Annotated in this window: 9 protein-coding genes and 3 pseudogenes; 5 read left to right on the forward strand and 7 right to left on the reverse strand. The window is 40.5% G+C overall.

The window, feature by feature from the left end; all coding sequences use genetic code 11:
- A pseudogene (locus ACM0OY_RS35615) lies at positions 1–308 on the forward strand (hypothetical protein); the annotation flags it as partial.
- Between the two features lie 378 nt (positions 309–686).
- Here the strand turns inward: ACM0OY_RS35615 and ACM0OY_RS35620 are convergent.
- Positions 687–1,819 (reverse strand): annotated as a pseudogene (locus ACM0OY_RS35620) (ISAs1 family transposase).
- A 275-nt stretch (positions 1,820–2,094) separates the two neighbouring features.
- Here ACM0OY_RS35620 and ACM0OY_RS35625 point away from each other — a divergent pair.
- From ACM0OY_RS35625 to ACM0OY_RS35635, 3 genes and pseudogenes are all read left to right on the forward strand, one after another.
- Positions 2,095–2,735 (forward strand): annotated as a pseudogene (locus tag ACM0OY_RS35625) (hypothetical protein); the annotation flags it as partial.
- A gap of 315 nt (positions 2,736–3,050) precedes the next feature.
- Complete coding sequence (locus tag ACM0OY_RS35630) at positions 3,051–5,177, forward strand: AAA family ATPase (protein WP_414573466.1); 2,127 nt, start codon at positions 3,051–3,053, stop codon at positions 5,175–5,177.
- Between the two features lie 584 nt (positions 5,178–5,761).
- The gene (locus ACM0OY_RS35635; protein ID WP_414573467.1) at positions 5,762–6,691 is read left to right on the forward strand and encodes a tyrosine-type recombinase/integrase; all 930 of its coding nucleotides are present in this window, start codon (positions 5,762–5,764) and stop codon (positions 6,689–6,691) included.
- 18 nt (positions 6,692–6,709) lie between these two features.
- Here ACM0OY_RS35635 and ACM0OY_RS35640 read toward each other — a convergent pair whose 3' ends face one another.
- From ACM0OY_RS35640 to ACM0OY_RS35650, 3 genes are all read right to left on the reverse strand, one after another.
- On the reverse strand, positions 6,710–10,333 hold the full coding sequence (locus ACM0OY_RS35640) for a plasmid replication protein, CyRepA1 family (protein ID WP_414573468.1): 3,624 nt from the start codon (positions 10,331–10,333) through the stop codon (positions 6,710–6,712).
- A 66-nt stretch (positions 10,334–10,399) separates the two neighbouring features.
- Positions 10,400–10,549, reverse strand: coding sequence for a hypothetical protein (locus ACM0OY_RS35645; RefSeq protein WP_322733022.1), 150 nt, complete (start codon positions 10,547–10,549; stop codon positions 10,400–10,402).
- Positions 10,550–11,148: 599 nt separating this feature from the next.
- A complete protein-coding gene (locus ACM0OY_RS35650; protein WP_322733023.1) occupies positions 11,149–12,576 on the reverse strand; it encodes an NB-ARC domain-containing protein in 1,428 nt (475 codons plus the stop codon).
- Positions 12,577–12,749: 173 nt separating this feature from the next.
- Here ACM0OY_RS35650 and ACM0OY_RS35655 point away from each other — a divergent pair, with 173 nt between their 5' ends.
- Positions 12,750–14,606: a protein kinase domain-containing protein gene (locus ACM0OY_RS35655; RefSeq protein WP_414573469.1), complete on the forward strand. Its 1,857-nt coding sequence runs from the start codon at positions 12,750–12,752 to the stop codon at positions 14,604–14,606.
- A 418-nt stretch (positions 14,607–15,024) separates the two neighbouring features.
- On the opposite strand, the gene ACM0OY_RS35660 is transcribed toward ACM0OY_RS35655, so the two are convergent.
- The 3 genes from ACM0OY_RS35660 to ACM0OY_RS35670 form a co-directional block, all read right to left on the reverse strand.
- Positions 15,025–15,393, reverse strand: a complete 369-nt coding sequence (locus ACM0OY_RS35660) for a hypothetical protein (RefSeq protein ID WP_414573470.1) — start codon at positions 15,391–15,393, stop codon at positions 15,025–15,027.
- A gap of 169 nt (positions 15,394–15,562) precedes the next feature.
- Positions 15,563–15,784, reverse strand: a complete 222-nt coding sequence (locus tag ACM0OY_RS35665) for a hypothetical protein (protein ID WP_414573471.1) — start codon at positions 15,782–15,784, stop codon at positions 15,563–15,565.
- 86 nt (positions 15,785–15,870) lie between these two features.
- Positions 15,871–16,506 carry a hypothetical protein gene (locus ACM0OY_RS35670; RefSeq protein ID WP_260446765.1) on the reverse strand — a complete coding sequence of 212 codons (636 nt, stop codon included), beginning with the start codon at positions 16,504–16,506 and terminating at the stop codon, positions 15,871–15,873.
- Between the last annotated feature and the right edge of the window lie 344 nt (positions 16,507–16,850).

A 16,850-nucleotide genomic window follows, 5' to 3' on the forward strand; every position in this document is an offset into this window, starting at 1 on the left:
TAGTTTTTAGTGATCGCACCTTTTTCGCCCAACCTCACAAAATCGCGTTGCTCCCGTCTATGACCAACGTTACGGGGGTGCTACACATTCTGATTGGGACTTACGAATTGCTGAATTTTCGTAATTTAAGTGGTCAAGCATCTCGGCGGGGACTGGATATCCATTTTCCGCGTTATTTGTATCAGAATGAACAAGACCGTCAGGATTTTCAAGCAGCATTATTGGCACTGCTGATGCAAGTACCTCTGAATGTTGATGTCAAAGAGTTGATGCAGCATTGGCTTTATTTTGAAGACAAAACCAGATAATTCTTCCATTAGTGAAGCACCGCTGGAAACAAATCTTACCCCCCTCCCACGGATACACAGAAGACAGATGAAACACGGGAGCAACAGCAAACGCCTAAAAAGTCTTCGGGGCGTGTCGGACAACGTAACCAGGGCGAACGCATCTTAATTGCTAATAAGAATTGGAAAGCAAATTCAAATATCTAGAATAAAGCCAATTCACTTAGATAAATAGTGAATGCAAATCAAAGGATAAACTTAGATATTAAAAACTTATTATTTATTATGAAGATATAATTTTAAATCAACAATTAGCAGAAAGTGGACAACATGAATTAATAACTGCGACCTAAATATAAAATTAGTTACAGCCTGATTCAATGCCTTATAAAATCAGCTTTAAGCCAAGGAAAGTAATCTAGTTAAATATTGATTATCCATTGCAGCTAGAAATTGTTTGTTTTTTACTCCTACTTTCACTCGTTTTTCTTTTCCTAACAAATTAACTGCAATGTGGCGCAGAACTGCAAAATTTTGTGGTGCGTTTTCTTTTCTTATGCGACAGTCATCTTCGTTTAATGCTACATCCAAAATCCAATGTAGTGAATTTTCAATTCCCCAATGGCTGCGAATAGAATTAGCAAACTTTTGGGCATTATCCTCCAGGCTACTAATAAAATAACGGGTTTCTACCGTTGTCTTGCCATCTAGCTCCCGTACAGACTCCACCATACCTATGCTATTTAATTTTGCCCAAACTGAATCTGGGTCAAACTTTTCTTGGATATTAGATAACATTAGATAATGACGTATTTCGTAGCGACCATGACCAAATTCCTCGGTTTTATACGTGTTATACTTTAATCCTTGGAAGCCAGTTCTTATTCCTTCATCGATTAGTTTTTCTACTTCATTATAAAGATTTCCTTGATTCTTTTTTAAGGTAATTACATAGTCTGCATCTTGCTGGGCGATTAACTTCACAATTTTTTTTGACAGCCGATTGCATCTATTTTCACAATACATCCAGACAGTTCTAGCACCTTTAAGAACTCTGGGATTGCTGTAATTTCATTTGAGTTAGAATCTACTTTTACCTGACCTAATACCAATCTATTTGTCGTCGCCCAGGCACTAACTATTTCAATCGCACTTTGCCCAGATGCTTTATCGTTAGAACCACATAAACTTTTCCCATCAATTGCTACTATCTCCCCTGATGTTACCTTCTGTATTGATCTCATCCATGACAGAAAACATTCTTGGAACTGTTGGGGGTTTAACTGTGCAAAGACTCGCGCAAATGTATCGTGTGACGGAATACCATTTGGTAACTCCAAAAACGTTTTTAACCATTCATATTTCGTGCAGCCATATAGTTCAATTGCCACCCAACTATCTGCTCCACAGATCACTGCACACAAAGCAATGGTCAAAATGTCAATCAATTTATGTCGTTTTGTACGATCTATTCGTGGGTCTGACATCACAGCAAAATGGTCAGCAATTGTGATTTTGGGCTTGAGCTTCACGCAAACTGGGGCAATATGACTATTTTTACAATGACTTTACCATCAAAGCCTTATTGCTCAACCTCTATACCATCAGCGATCACTGCCTTTATCTCTATTTTAGTAAGTATGTACTATATTTAGATGCGTTCGCCCTGTATGTACATGAAATTTTAAAAATGCTTCCTCAAACCCCTGAGCCTATTTTATTGAATCAGATCTTTGCCAAGCTTACTTCTTTGGGACGTATTCATGCCGTTTCTACAGGCTTCAAAGCCTCGTAAATTGGCAACGGTATTGAACTACAGCAAGAAATAGAACTTTTAAAAGTCAGTAGAGATTTAGACAGTTCTACTTCATCGAAACCACCGTCTGGAGACATTCACAAAAAGAGTGAAAACAAAAAAGCACCACCTCAAGAAGAGGAATCAAATCAGCCCAAAAAGAAACCAGGTGGGCAACCAGGACATCAAGGCAAAACCCGTAAGGGCTTTGGCAGAGTAGATCGCGCTATGAAATTATCAGTCCTACGGATTGTGCTTACTGTGGTCAAAAAACATTTGCACCCCTAGCAGTAAAAGTAGAAAAACATGCGGTAGCGCAACTAGTTTATCGTCCCATAGAAATAGTGGAGTATCACGACAAGGCTCATCAATGGTGGTATTTCCTGGATAATCCTGAAGTCCCTCCTGATAATAATCAGGCCGAACGAGAGTCCTTCGGACACGCTTCGCGAACGCTGCGTTTAGCTGTGACAAAACGTAAGGTGAGTGGTAGTTCCCGTTCGATGGAGCGGTTTCAACACACTGCTAATTTGTTGACGGTGGTGCAGACTTGTCGCCGTCAAGGTCGGTCTGTTATTGATTTTTTTGCACAGGCTCTAATTGCTGATTCTAATAATTATCAGTCTCGCCCTTCTTTGCTTCCGCAATTTTAGACCTGAATCCTTACACCAAAACTATTAATGCCCACATGCTCCCACGGCTCAATAATAATTACAGATGAACAAAACAATCTGGCTGAGGTGGCACCCATAGGGAGAGAGTTGACGGCTCTCACTCAACACTTTTGCACAAAATCTTGATTGAGCAAATTGAGGATGCCCAGATGAAAACAGAAATTCTCATGAAAATGGATAGCCCAAGCAGTATCCGCTTGATTACCAAATATTTTGTTTAATGTCATTGCTGGGGCATGGCACATCAAGTTGGGATAATTTTTTTAGTCGTAAATATTTTTACCCCTGATCAAGATGCCAGCGCCTTTAAAAGTTAACCTGTCACCAATAGAAGATCAAGCCCTACTAGCACTCACTCAAGCAAAAGGTATACCACCAAGAACTCAAAGTCGTGCCACTGTACTACGCTTATCAGCTGCTGGATGGACAGTGCTAAAAATCGCACAATACTTAAAATGGCATCCACAGACTGTACGCGACACAATTCATCGCTGGTACTGGGGCAAACTCGATAGTTTGTGGGATTGTTCGCGTCCGGGTCGCCGTCGCCGATGGCATAACCCAAATATGAAGTCTCTGCTTCAATTCAAAATATCTTTATTTAGCTATCAACTTATTTTTATTTTATTTTCTTACATCTGTTACATCTATTTAATGCTATTTCTCCACAGTCATGGCGTTTCTACTACTTATGCAGTCAAAATTTACAGGCAGTACAAGGATGAAGCACTCGCTACTCTCACCAGCAATCCCTACCAGTTAGCTGCTGACATCTACGGTATTGGTTTTCTGAGAACTGATAAAATTGCCTTTAATTTAGGAGTTGCGCCTGATAGTCAGTTCCGTTACCGTGCTGGTTTAATTCATGTTTTGAACGAAGCTGCTGCCGATGGGCATTGCTATTTACCCCAGCCTCTACTAATTGAGAATGTTATCAAACTCCTGACTACAGCAGATCACACACCCGAAGAAGATGCCCTCACTGGTATTATCAAAGACATGGCACTCAAGGATGACTTAATCCGCGAGAAAAGCTCAGACCAAACGCTGCTATGTTATCTACCAACGTACTTTCACACCGAACAGAACCTTGCTCAATTAATACAATCTAGATTTTGCCAACCAGTTGCACAAGATATGCCTCGTGTTCGCGCCTGGATTGAGCACTTCACCAAGAGTCGTAAAATCAAACTTTCACCACAGCAACGGCTAGCGGTAGAAATGGCTGCATATTCAAGGGTAATGATTCTTACTGGTGGCCCCGGTTGCGGTAAAACTTTCACCACCCAGATCATAGTCTCTCTGTGGAAAGCAATGGGCAAATCTATCGCCTTAGCTGCGCCAACTGGACGCGCTGCTCAACACCTGAGTGAAATCACACAACTCGAAGCCAAGACGATACACTGCTTGTTGGAATTTGACCCAAAGACAATGGGCTTCAAACGCGATAATCAAAACCCTTTACCCCATACCGCAATTGTCGCGCTAGAAGCTAGTATGCTTGATTTGTTTCTGGCATCTTCTTTGGTAAAGGCGATACAATACGGTTCCCAACTACTGCTAGTGGGTGACATTGACCAGTTACCCTCTGTCGGTCCGGGTCAAATCCTTGCTGACTTGATTAATTCTGGTCACGTTCCGGTGGTGCGGTTGACCAAGCTATTTAGGCAAGCCCAACAGAGCGCAATTATCACCTCTGCTCACCAAATTAACCGAAGCCAGTTTCCCACAATTGAACCGATTTCCGATAATCCCGTGTCTGAGTGTCTGTGGCACGGCGGCGGTCATCACCCCAAACATGGTGTTAAAGCAATATCCGAAATCATTACAGACTTGATTCCCCGCCTGGGTTACAATCGAGCTACTGATGTGCAAGTGCTTTGCCCCATGTCGCGGGGTTTGCTTGGGACTCGTAACCTCAATACCGTATTGCAGCAGTTGATTAATCCGCCCAGTCCCGACAAAGTAGAGATTACCAGGGGCGGGAATTTATTACGAGAAGGCGATCGGATCATTCAACTGACTAATGATTATAATCACGAAATTTTTAATGGCGACTTCGGAATTATCAAGGCCATTGATCTTGAAGAGATGGAAGTTACTGTACAGTATGGTAAGCATACTGTCGTTAGGACCAGAGCAGACTTAAATCAAATTGCCCTCGCTTGGAGCTTCACCATTCATCAAAGCCAGGGTTCAGAATATCCGGTAGTAATTCTGCCAATTTATACGCAGCCTTATATAATGTTGTCTCGTAAACAGTTGTACACAGCATTAACTTGTGCCAAGCAGTTAGCGATTGTCGTTGGTTCCAAGAAAGCGATATCCAAGGCTTTGCGTTCTAGTGACGGCCAACTGCGATATACGCGATTGCAGCAGCGGTTGGAAAGCGCTTTTTTGCACCCGACGATTGCAATTTAGAAATGTTCAACTTAACAATTTCACCCGGCTTGCGGTTGTTGCTCTCAAAAGAAGTAGCTAGCTGTGCTTTCGCCCCCTGTCTCGTAAGCGACGGCGGGGCATTTCATTCCTGGTAAGTGCCTTGGCAATTCTTGAGAAACTACTTCTCTAGCTCCCGTTTGCGGTTCTAGAAAAAAAAGTGTCTTAAACACAAAGCAATCAAACCACTCTCAAAAAATAAACTAAAAATGACTCTATAGTTTTATGGCGTGATAGCGCTTAAAAAGCAGTACACTGCGGCGTAAATAAACTTTGGAGGACGCTCTTTGACCTATTGTATCATTTATTAACTATAAAGTCATTTTTAGTTTATTTTTTTCATCTATTTTTAGGTTTTTCAAAATAAATACCCTGCTGAACAATTGCATAACAGTATTGTGTTTGTCACGCTCCTCAGTATTAGAGGTGTACTATACGCAAAAATCGATAAATTTTCACTCGCTTGAGGGTGAGTTGAAACGCCCATTTTAAAGGACAATAAAAATCAGACACTATAAAACCAGACGAAACTACTCTTGTGTCTGATTATAAAGGGAGTAATAAAAATGACGCTCTCTGTTGTCCACATAACAGCGTATAGAAAGGCTCTTGCTTCCTTGCCCTGGACCCAGGCAGAAGCGAAGTTGATTGCACTGTGGTTGGAGGGGAAAGCACCAAGTTCTGTTCGGGCATACCAGCGCTACACGAGACGATTTCTGGAATTCTTGGACAAACCTCTCAAAAAAGTGACTTATGAAGATTTGGTAGAATACGCTAGCTCCTTCGGGAGCAATGTAGAAAGTACCAAGCGCATATACATTGCCGCAGCTAAAAGCTTGATTAGTTTCGCTCATAAAATTGGATATTTACCTTTTAATGTGGGTATGGCATTAAAACTGGGCGAACTGCCAGATGTAATCAACGAACGCTATCTAGATGAGGCTGATATTAAATTGTTAGTACGAGCAGCATCTAAACATTTAGCTGATGCTAAAACTCCCAAACGGCAGAACATCGCAAAAAGAAATTTGTTAATTATCAAACTCTTGTACCAGGCGGGATTACGGGCAAGTGAAATTTGTGAGTTGACCTGGGGAGATTTGACACCCCGTGGTGAGAGTGGTCAGGTATATGTTCGTAAAGCCAAGGGCAGCAAAAATCGTACTATTCTCATCAAGTCGAAGCTGTGGACGGAACTAATGGAGTTCAAAGGTCAAGCTTTACCAAAAGACGCAGTGTTCCAAAGTCAAAAAGGGGGACACCTCGACCGTCAAAACTTACACCCCATTATTAAGGAAATAGCCTCTGCTGCTGGGTTAAGCGATCGAGTTTCGGCGCACTGGTTACGTCATGCTCATGGATCTCACGCCATTGAGCGCGGAACTAATCCGGTACTGGTGAAAGAAACTTTGGGTCATGCCAATTTAGCCATCACCGATCGCTATCTCAAGGCTCGACCTAATGACAGTAGTGCTTTAAATTTGATGGATCTTTGAAACAGACCGAATTGGAAATTACCCCTCCATCGGTAACACCTCCTCCGATAGCCACTCATAAAATTCCGGGATTGCTGCCTCCAACGAGCGCAGTTCACTGAGCGCTATCGCCTCCAACTCCAGCACCGTCTGCCAACGCAAATCGCCAGTCCATCGCTTGAGGATACCCTTAAGAGCCTCTACACCTTGGACGATGCCAGAGCGAAGGGTTTCCACGCAGTGAAGTAAAGTAATGCGATCTGTAGAGGAAGCAGGGGAGAGAGATTCTTGCCCCTGTGCCCCTGTGCCCAAGAGTGCTGCTCCCGGGGTTACTGCCATAGATCTGTGCCCCTGTGCCTCTTCTGGTTGTGTAGTATCCACCCCCCCAACGAGGGGGTTCCCTATACAATTATGGGGGGGGGTGGATACGGCGGATAAAATTGGCTCTAAGCCTGATGCTGATTGTCTTTCGGCACGTTTGCTTTGTCGATGTTCGATAACAGCGAGTGCAAAATCCAATTCTGCCTTCGACAGCGAGAATAATTTCACCTGTTGACCGCGTTTGCCCTGTTTACGGCAAGCTAACTTTAGCCCCAGTTGTTCAACCAAAGTGGCCAACAGCCAAATTGGTTGACAGTCGGTTGGTACAGTAAAACCAAGAATTGCTTTGATGTGAGCAGCACATTGAATGGCGATCGCTGTCATATTTAATAGATGTGGATCGGCAGCTGTTACTTCTTCGCCAGTGACTAAACGCCCCAAGACGTGATGTAATCCCAAGTTTACCCTTGCTAACCACTTGGCGGAATAATTGCCCCAATCCATGCAAAATGGAAGTTTGTCGCGTTCGGCGCGGTCTAGTTGGGTAACAAATGCTGGTGGTAATGGGTACTGTTTACCAGTCTTGGAGTCTTGGATGATTTCATCTGGTGGTGAAAGGATGGCTTCAAGAGCAGCAAGCGCCCCAATGAGTCTACCGGAGTTATCCTTCTCGACTAATAGGGGCGTAACTTCCATACCGTAAGCTTCATGAATGCGGAATTTTTCACATTCGTTCATCTCATCAGGCGAAAGATAATCCTTGGTTTGTCGTGCGCGGTATTCTGTTTTAGTAATGTTTTTGGCACTGGCGACGGCATGATGGTGAGCAGTATCCAGAGCATCAGCAGCATTTTTCAAATATTCCAAAGCATGAGCATCATTCTCATCACCCACTGGTACAATCTGATTACCCATTTGAGTTAACAAATCGCGCAGATCCGCCCGAAGATTATTAATTGATTGATGGCGGTTGGCTTGAATTTGGCAGTAGGCATCTAATGCCCAATCCTTCTCAGCCCCGCGCTTACCAGTCTCGCGGTCGATCCGCAACAGAAAAGCTGTGATTTCGTTGGTTTGGAGTAACCTTTCTTTGATTTTGGTGGGATTGGTGTCAAGGTAGCCAAATGGGGGTTTGGGGGCCACCCAAACATGAATCGGCACTTTTGGACGATACCGCCACAGTTGTTGAGCGCATTCGGTAGCGGTTTGACTGATGGCATGAAACACCCCAAACACTAAATCAAAATGATAGTCTGGAATGTCTACACCAGTTCCCAGACTGGGCGAAGTCAAAAGTATATCTATATTTTTGACGGCATTAGTGATGTCTTTAATAAAGACCACATTCTCGTCACTGCCAGAGTTATCGGAATGTACAGACCAAATCCGTAATTTTGCCAAACGTCTACTATTGTTAGTAGTAGATGGAGAATTAGTGGTGGAGTCAATCTCGTCGGCATCAGGAGATAACTCAATGTGTAGCAATAATGATTTTTCTAGTTTCTTGATGAAACGCTTTGAGTCAGACACCACCATGACTTTCTGACCAATCATGATTGCCGCCGAAATCTGAGCCACCAGCACCGAAGAATTCTGTCCTTCGTACCAATAGATGGTGCGATCTCCGTTGTTGAACTCATTCTTAATAATGTACGGCTGCTCGTTCTCTGGTCGCATGGCTTTGAAAAACTCAATAGTCGTATCATCCATGTGTGCATCGGCAATCACTACCAGGGGGGCGTTGTAGACAATATACTGTAGTGTTTCCAGGATTAAGGCGCGATGTTCTTTACAGGTTTTGCTCAGTAATAGGTGAGTCAGGTATTGGCAAGCCTCATCAATGAAAATGCAGCCATAAGTTAGAGCTTGGGTATTTAACTTATATAAACTGTCGATGGTGATACTGAGTGCAGTTGCCTGCGTCATGCCTGCATAACCAAGGTCAGAATACATCAAGGTTTTCAAACGTTGTGCTAGATTTTTGAGCAAATTGACTCGATGTCCGTTGTTGAGGAATTTTTGGTCAGGGTGAGCATCACGCCAGCACCGCATTAACTCGGTTTTGCCAGTACCCATGTCAGAGATGAGTACCACTAACCCAGTTTTTGGGAAGACAATCCTATAAGGCTGTTGCTGTTGTCTCAATTTTTTGAGCTTGTACCTGATTTTTCCACAAGTGCCTGGGGGTATTTCCTCTGGCTGCTCTGGTTGATGGGGAAAACCAAAAGGTTCAAGTTGTTTTTCTCTTTGTAATACACATACTGTCTGTTGTGGTATGTTGGTTGTTGCTTTGTCCTTGACCGAAATTGCTTCAGTTAAATATTTAGTATTGATAACTGCGTCTGGTCTATACTTTCTCAATCCTCGGTGCTTGATGAGGAACGAACGTTGGTAATCTTTCAATGAGTGAGCATCATCAACAATTGCCGTCAGCAATGCGTTAGCATCCTCACCTCTAGCAACTACAAAATCATCAACGCCTTTTTGGGGCCCTGGCAGTAGTGCCACCTCACAAGTACAGCCAACCCCCTCAATCGCAATGCCAGTGCGAACTGTGGCTTGATACACCGACCATCGGGTTTTTAGCTTCGTCTCGTAGTCAAACAGAATAATGAATTTCCGCCCCTTTTGTGCCAGTGGTAGTAGATCCGGATGCAATCTCTCATCGAAATCCTTTTTCCCCACTCGTCCGTTCCAAATGCCCGGCAGTGCTAGAGCTACAAACCCCAAGCTTAGTAAACAGGCCGCCTTTTTTTCACCTTCGCAAAGGATTACAGGTATTTCCGCGTGTCGCTGTACCCATTCCCAAAATATCAGTGGAGTAAGCCTATTTTGTAACCTCAGTGCTAGGGGCGAGTGATATCGCTTAATGTTATACCGTCGTGCCACCAAATCCCAAACATAATCGGATACATCAAAGTATGTGACTCGGTTAGGCGTTTTGGGTGGTGACTCATACTTAACAGGTTTTCCTTTTTCCCAATCAATCCGGGGTAGGGAAGGTTTCATCCGTCCCCACTCCATTGGTTGCCAGTTGTTAATCGGGTCTAGTCCGCTAATCCATAATCCTCCTGCTATTAAATGCAGATAGGCTTTTAAAAAACCGTCTGTAACTCGACCAGCGTTTTTTCTGGGGATCGCTTGGGAGATGAACAGATAATCGTAAACTGTTTCTCCTTCGATATGAGAAAAGTTGCGCTCGATCAAAGATGGATGAATGGCGCTGCTCACCGCTAGCTCATGATACTCGGCGGCGGTGAGATTATTGGGGTATTCACAAATGTTAGATGACAACATTTGATCCCCAACACCCAACTCTTGTGGGCATTGGTTATTTGACACAGTAGATTCCTCTGATAGCTATGGTTTTCAGCTTCATAGAGGGGTTTTCAATCTAGATTTCAGGAATCAGGAGTCAGAGGAATTAGAGTCCTTCGTAGGCGCGATCGCATCTGCCAAGTCCTTCACCTCATCTTGAAGTGAAAGACTTGTACGGGAAAATAGACCCATAATCAATTCCGAATGCTGGGTTCTGAGTTCTAGATTATTCTTATTCACACTGCTTTATAAAAATTTACATAAATCAAATATAAATTTTCTATCAAATTGCCAAAAACGGTTAGCAGAGACTAGCTGTACTTTTCTCTTTATCGCTATAATGGCAAAGTAAAGCAGCGTGGGATCTTTTGACAAGTCAGTGGTTTCAAGTCGCCAAACTTTAAACCCCACTTTCTTCGTCATCACGAGATCAACCCCGCTCTGGAATTATTGAATTGTCTGAACTTTAGGGCAAAGCGCTACTCCTTAGTAGGTTTTGCCTACATTTTTATGTGTGCCTTATTTTCCTCCATTTTTGGTTGTACGCGTTGACAAGCTCGATCTTACAAAACTTCGGTTATTTTCGCATCTAGCAAGATTGTGATTGTTTAATTGTGTTACCTCCTGATTGATTAATCTTTGTACATTTTGCCCTACTGGTTTAGGGCTTTTCTCAAGCAGCCCTGAGTGACATAGTGACATGTGTTTGGGGTCTAGCTCGAAAACTTGTATGTGGGAGTTTACCCGATGCGAACCCTGCTTGGTTAAGCAACTGAGTATACCAGTGGTTGCTGTTACCTTTCGAGGGTCTAGCTTACCTGCCATCATAACTACCTCTGTTATGATGCAATTTTTAAATTGGAAGAGTCAAAATTATGTACTATACCTAAAGTGTCTGTAAGAACATACTTCTTGATAACTGGTTGAAGTATAAAGCAGATTTCTTTAGTAATAGGGTTTTTAACACTTTCAATTAATGACATTCTTTCTAAATTTTCTAATGCTTTGACTAAATCTAAAGTTGAAATAGATACTTGATGGGTGAGTTTGAAATTATTCAATATTGTGGTAATAGTAATTGATTCTGAACCCTCAACAGTCTTTTCAGCTAAGTAAATCATAATCTGTTTATGAATGCTGTCCAAGATATTCCCAACCATTTTATTAAGTATATTTTCTAATTTTTTACTGACAAGAGTAGTTGGATTTTCAAAAAATATTTCTGTATTACCAAACATCTTATGAATGCGGTTAACCACATCAGCCAATTCAGAAGGGTTACCACGATAAGTTTGAATTAGTTGATGACATCTTTTTAAATCTGTAATTCCTCTTTCACCCAAAAATTTGATGGCTGAATCTGTATCTAAACCTTCAACTCTTATAAATTGGAAAGGTCTTTTAGTGTTTATAAATTCAACAAAATCATCAAATAAAACTCTGTTAGTTACTATAATACAACTTTGGTGATTTTCCTCAACTAAACGTCTGATAAAAATCAAATAATCCAAGTTGAGTTTGGGATTTTGATATAAAATTTCTAATTCATCTAAAACTATTAAACAGCGTTTTTGTTTGAGAATTTTGAGCAATAAAGTAATTTTAGCTTGGGTATAACTGGGCGAAATGAACTGAGGATCGAGAATTTCTAATAGTTCTGATATTAAATCTTCAGTTGTGGGGAAATAAGCTACTGATTTCCAAATGAAAAAGTCGAAGCCAAAATTTTTATCTTTACTAATATCGCTCATTAATTTTGCTGCCAAAGAGCTTTTACCAATACCTGCAACTCCCACCAGTGATATACAGTTAAATTGCTGTGTTGCAATTAATTCTTTTAAGTAGACAAGCTCCTGTGTGCGACCATAAAATTTAGAAACATCAGGGAGCTTACTTCCCTTGATTACATCTTGATTTATAAAGGCTTGTAGACAAGTTTGGAAATTTCGTTTGCAGACTTGTTCTCCGTTGCCAATAATTTTTGTCAATAGATCAAATAAGTCGATTGCTACCCGGCGTTGCAAATAATTTTTTTTATAAGATGAGTTTTCAGACATCTCTTCATAGCTTTGATCGTACCAAGCTCCTCTTACAACAATAATTTCTGGCTCTGATAAGGATTTTGCCCTCGCTTGGTAGACTAATTCATTCAAAACATCTAAAGCTTCTTCTAGAGTCAGCTTTTGTAAAGTGCTACTCTTGAGATGAATATCTGAGGGTGCATTAGCAGAAGACGAATCTGGTTGTAAAGAAGCACTATAAGCCATAAGTTACCCGTTAATACTGCTATAGTATGGCGTTGATAACATAGTACTTTATGTGTGACTTTAAAGCTACCTCTTTAGCAATGTATCTTAAAATATTTTTCTAGTAGTGGGTGAGTTATTGATCAATTAAATGCTGGTATTTAGATATACTAAGTAAATTGTTAGGATCGGCTGTGAAATATTGTATAAACCCACTGTGCAAAGCTAGGGAGAACCCAGATGATGCAGAAAATTGTCTCTGTTGTGGCACTCCTTTGCTAGTCGATGGACGGATTCGGTTAATTAAGCCTTTAAGAGAACTGACGGGAGATTCGCATATAGACGTTGAAGTATGGGAAGTAGAAGATGCTGGGACAAAGTGGGATACAGTGCGCCGGCACAGAATCATGAAAGTCCTCAAATGGGGAAGTCCTAAGATAGTGGAAATGTTCGAGAGAGAATCTAAAACTTTGAGGCTTTTAAGTCATCCGTGTATCCCAAAAAGTACAATGGACGATTTTTTTACCGTTACTCCAAATAAGTTTCCTCTAACGTTGCGATGCTTAGTGATGGATAAAATCGAGGGAGAAAATTTGCAAGAATGGATAGAGTTAAATGGTCAGATTTCACAATCACTAGCATTAGATTGGTTACAACAATTAGTAGAAATTATAGATTTAATACACCATACAGAAATTTTTCACAGAGATATCAAACCAGCGAATATTATTCTTCAACCAGATGGAAGGTTGGCATTGGTTGATTTTGGTGCGGCAAGGAGAATTACTGATACCTATTTAGCAAAAGTAAGTGCTAGTGGAGGAACAAGCACAAGACCGGGAAATTATGAAGTGACCGCTGTCGTTTCAACTTGTTATACTCCACTAGAACAAATTAACGGCAAGGCAATACCGCAGTCAGATTTTTATGCTTTAGGTCGAACCTTGGTGCGGTTAATTACAGGTACTTCACTGATAAGCTTGTCCACAGATCAGAAAACAGGAAAACTAATTTGGAGAGATAAAGCACAGCAGATTGACAAACCTCTCGCTGACTTTATAGATGAGTTGATGGCTCCCTTGCCAGCGCAACGTCCGCAGACTACTGAATTAATTTTGCAACGGTTAGAAAAGCTACCTCAGCAAATTAAAAATTATAGGTTAGCTACTTCTAAAGTATTTAAATATAGCAAATATACATTAATAGTTTTAGGAATAATTGGGGGGATCTTTCTATCTCTACCTCTAGTAGCAAACTACCTAGTAGCCCAAGGGCGAAAGTTAGAAGCAGCAAATAATACTCAGCAGGCACAAAAGTTTTTTAACTTGGCTTTAAAGATTAGCCCTCGGAGTAATCGAACTATATCAAGTTTTTACTTTGAAAGAGGCGCTCGCAACTCCAATACTCTGAAAGCGGCGAAAAGGTATTATGAATTAGCAATAAAATATAATAATCAAGATGTAGATGCTTATAGTAATTTAGCTTATGTTTGCGAGAAATTGAACCAAGATGACTGTGCAATTAAAAATTATGAGAATTCATTCAAATTAAAGCCTGCTAGCTGGGAAGCCCGTTATGGGCTAGCCCTTTTCTATGATAATAGAGGAATGTATGATTTAGCCCAAAAGCAATATCAGTTAGCTATACAAATGAGTAGAGAGGCAATACCAGCCATCAATAATTTATCAAGGTTGAAAATTTTAGATAAAAAGTATAATTCGGCAATTGCTTTAGCTCAAGAAGGTTTAAAAGAAACTGATAATGTCAAATTAAAATCTAGTTTATACAAAAACTTAGGTTGGGCAAAATTAGAGCTAAAACGTTATGCTGAGGCAAAGGCTGATTTGGAAAAATCAACAAAGCTGGATGCCAGGACAGATGCTTACTGTTTATTAGCGCAAGCGCAAGAAGCATTAAATGAAATTAATGATGCTAGGCTGACTTGGGAGATTTGCCTGATTGCCGAGTCAAATCAGCAAGAGGTTCAAGAGTGGCGATTGCAGATATTAAAGCGTTTATTGGGAGAGTTTGTTCCCCCACCTTCGCCCTAGCTCTTTTTGAAATACCATGTTTCTTGTATGCTATTAACTTGTAAATAACTACACTACACAGGTTTTCAGGATGTTGAGTTTACAAAATCTAACAAACGGAATCAGAAAAAAAAATTCCCAGTTCAAGTTGTAGCGATCGCATCAATATCAACACTGCTTATTTCAGGCTCTAGCAGTGCATGGGGACAATCTCAACTAATAGCTTTACGCCAGTGTATTAACGCAGATGGCAAGGTAATAAGTAAAGGCGATCGCTACTTGCCACCAGGTAGTTCGCTCTGTCCTGGAGATAAAATTCACCCAGACAATGGAGCTACGGTTACAGTTATTTGCTACTTAAATCGAAAAACTAGCAACATTTTACTGAAGAAAACAACTAAACTCAGTCAAAAATTAATACTAATTTGATTTGAAAAAATTATTCACTAATTGTTGGTAGAGACAGACTTCCGTAAGCATTAGGCGAATCAAAATGAACAGCAGCACCACCTTGAGGAAAGTGTTTCCGAGCTAAATAATGGCGGATTACTTGATGAATATCGTAAGCGTAACGAGCTACTTCTGGGATATTTTCATCTCTGATTCCAGAGTTTGATTGTTTTGATGTAACTTTGATAATAGACTTGAGTGATTTTAAGGTATCAACTAATTCTTGATATTGCTCATCTGGCAAGTCAGAAAATAACAAAGCTACTTCTTCAAGTTGTCCCATGTAAATTCGAGATAGAAGTTCGCAAGCTTTTGAAATTATGTTTAATTGTTCATCATTAAGTTCTAGATTTACCATGTTTGTCCTTCTCTATGATAAATTTTTTAACACCTTTAGAAATAGAATTGTTAACAATTTTAAGTTTTTATTTCCTTAAAAATAAACTATTTGGTTTGCTTTTGATGACAGCTTTGTTAGATGTTACCCAACGAACTTGAATCAAGGTATTCTCACATCCTTATATTTTTTATATACCTCGACATTCTAAGTATTCAGTCAGTTCTGAATTCTCTAATTCCTTTAAGAAACCAGTTAATCCAAATGGACATTTACAACTTAGTGCTGTTTCTATAGAATCAGCATTTAACTGATATTCTTGACAGAGAATATCAAATATATCTTTAGTTGTTAATTCTAGATTCTTATCTAATTCCCAAAGTCTTATTTCTATTACAATTGCCAGCTTCATACATGAACAATATATCAATAATTGTTATCTAATTTTAGATTTCACTCTCGCGCGTAAACTTTTTAAACACTTTTTTTGAACACCTACTACTGCTCAAACCAGTTGAAGTTAGAACTTGCCCCGTGTTTTCGTCGGTCAGCCTCAGCACAAGCTTTGCTATAAACCTCATCCCAACCACGAAGAAAATCTTTTTCATGAGATTCTAAATCCCCATACGGTATAGCCATTTCTCGTTCTAAAGCTTGTAATAATTCTTCAAAAGTCTGAAAATATCCAGGTTCGATTGAGATTGCTTCAAAGAAACTCAACCAATTATTTTTAAATTCTTGACGCAATAGTTGCAATGCTTCAACATTCATCTTCTTCAAAGATGGAGTCAGTGACAATCTCGCCATTTTTAACTCTTGAATAAATGCCTCAATATGCTGTTTTGCTTTTTTGTATTCAGGTGCTTGCTCCTCTAGCTGCAACGATGCCAAATAGCGAGCGCAAACTTGTTGATAATCCTCAACGGTCGGTACAACTGGTGATAACGCAGCTTCCACTCGTTCTATTAGTTCAGTTGCTCCGTTGCTGTCTGGGTTTGTATTGCCAAAAAATTTTTGACGGTAAACGGCACTAAGCCTTTCTACAACAGGTTTGATCCCCTCAGCAATCCTGACGTGGGTAGTTTCGTAGGGGGCTTTGTGGCCTCGCCCTCCTTTGGCTATTGGGTCAGTCATAAACTTGTTAACAGCTTACACTCGCTAAAATATAAACTTGTTAACATCTTTTGGGATAAACCTGTTAACAATTTTTAATTTTCCCTGGAATTGAAACTAAACCGTTTAGTTTGCCCCTGGTGTCAGCTACGCTATATCTACCCGTATTTACAAGCGCACTTGTGGAATATGGGATATTACGCCAAAGAAGTTGTTTTTCTACTTTGAAGCTGATTTTTGAAGCATAAAATGGTTAATGTTTTTTGAAGCATATCATGAGCTAAAAGTTTATTTTATGATTCAAATCACATTACAAGTGGTGGCTGCGTACAAATCAAAGTATTCCATCACAAGCATTAACAGAA

It is taken from the genome of Nostoc sp. CCY 9925, from assembly GCF_963920935.1.
Taxonomy (GTDB): Bacteria; Cyanobacteriota; Cyanobacteriia; order Cyanobacteriales; family Nostocaceae; genus Nostoc.